This window comes from Phocaeicola faecicola (assembly GCF_013618865.1).
Taxonomy (GTDB): Bacteria; Bacteroidota; Bacteroidia; order Bacteroidales; family Bacteroidaceae; genus Phocaeicola; species Phocaeicola faecicola.
The window spans coordinates 1-1,672 of record NZ_JABSOE010000146.1 but is presented as its reverse complement, the minus strand read 5'-3'; the positions used below and the strand labels follow the sequence as shown (position 1 = coordinate 1,672).

Here is a 1,672-nt window from a genome sequence, read left to right as displayed (position 1 = left end):
TGCTGTGCAATAATGGGGCTTTCGGTTCCGTTTTACAGCGGTGTGCAAACAGCTCTTTTTCAGGAGAAAATTAAGCCTGAATATTTAGGACGTGTATTTTCTTTAACTGGAAGTATCATGTCTCTTGTTATGCCAATTGGGTTAATTCTTTCTGGATTCTTTGCTGATAGAATCGATGTAAATCATTGGTTTTTACTATCAGGTATTTTAATTATTTGCATTGCAATAGTTTGCCCAATGATAACTGAGATTAGAAAATTAGATGCAAAATAAAATAAAGGGCGTGTTCGTATGATAGATAATATTATTCAATCAGTGACAGAAAAATTATCCTCTTTGCCTTATATAGAAACATAAATGCTATTAGACCACTTGAAGTTACGGTCATAAATCAAAAGGATGTTGTCCCTTGGAAATTTCCTCCTAAACATGAATTTATGTATGGTGAGTGGCTAAGGGAGCAGTTTGATAAGGGAGCAATTCCTGAGCCAACTTATGATCCCGATTTAGCAATTCTTTTATCTCAATTAAGAGAAAATAGTATTAACCTTTTCGGACCAGAGGCAACAGAAGTGATTGAGCCTGTACCAATGACAGATATTCGAAGGGCGATTAAAGAATCCTTACCCGGGTTGATAGCTAGCATTGAAGGTGACGAACGCAATGTGATTTTAACTTTAGCCAGAATGTGGCTGACATCCTCTTCCGGTAGAATTTGCTCAAAAGATCAGGCTGCTGAATGGGCGATACCTAAATTAGCCAAAGAGCATGCTACTTTACTTGAAAAAGCAAAAAAGGCTTATTTGGGAGATTATGATGACAAGTGGGAAGGAATGGAGACTGAGATAATTGAACTCGTTAATTATTTGAAAAGATCTATAGAGTCTTCCCTTAATATTTAAATCCTTTTCGAATAGTTTAAATACAACAGTGATTAGTTTTTAATGCGTATTATTGGTGTTTATTACTTCGATATGTTCCCTCATACCTCGTTTTCTCAAAAAACAGTAAAAAATTGATAGATATGTTTCCGCATACGTCGGGCTCTAAAATTAGCCAAAGACATCAATTCCATCAACTCGAGCCACGTGGAGTGCGTAGTTTTGATGTCAAGGGTAAGCAAATAAAGGGCGAAAAGAAAGCTATAAAACTGCTTGAAACTTTTGAATATAAACCTGAAAAATATGCCGAAAGAGTTAATCATATTTTTGAAGTACTCGGTCTTTCACTTTTTGAATGCTACGATATGACCGAGAAGCTTTATAAAGAAGTGAAAAAAATTGCAACGGAGATAAATAACTTTTTAAACGAGGAGAATTCAGATGAAAGAAAACAAATATGATGATAATATATTTTTTCAAAAATACAGTCAAATGAGTCGCTCACAGCAGGGACTAGCCGGTGCAGGAGAATGGGAAACATTGAGAAAGCTGCTGCCGGATTTTAAAGATAAGCGTGTGCTTGATTTAGGATGCGGCTATGGATGGCACTGTATTTATGCGATGGAACACGGTGCTTCTTCTGTTGTAGGTGTTGATATTTCTCATAAAATGTCTATGGTAAAAAGTTAAAAAATCCTCCCACTTTTGTTAGATATATTTTTTTGTGTAATTTTGTAATCGTTATGCGGCAGTAATAATATACATATTAATACGAGTTAGTAATCCTGTAG

1 protein-coding gene and 3 pseudogenes are annotated in these 1,672 nt (G+C 35.3%); all 4 read left to right on the top strand.

Features of this window, described 5'->3' with window-relative positions; genetic code table 11:
• Window positions 1-273, top strand: a pseudogene (locus H3001_RS19035) (MFS transporter); the annotation flags it as partial.
• 77 nt (window positions 274-350) lie between these two features.
• A pseudogene (locus tag H3001_RS19030) lies at window positions 351-922 on the top strand (aminoglycoside adenylyltransferase domain-containing protein); the annotation flags it as partial.
• 102 nt (window positions 923-1,024) lie between these two features.
• The gene (locus H3001_RS19025; protein ID WP_428844997.1) at window positions 1,025-1,342 is read left to right on the top strand and encodes a hypothetical protein; all 318 of its coding nucleotides are present in this window, start codon (window positions 1,025-1,027) and stop codon (window positions 1,340-1,342) included.
• A pseudogene (locus H3001_RS19020) lies at window positions 1,323-1,553 on the top strand (class I SAM-dependent methyltransferase); the annotation flags it as partial. The gene H3001_RS19025 and the pseudogene H3001_RS19020, both read left to right, overlap by 20 nt.
• Between the last annotated feature and the right edge of the window lie 119 nt (window positions 1,554-1,672).

Excerpts from the sequence above, each read along its gene's own strand:
- H3001_RS19025 (WP_428844997.1), top strand. The coding sequence starts at position 1,025 with ATGTTTCCGCATACGTCGGGCTCTAAAATTAGCCAAAGACATCAATTC.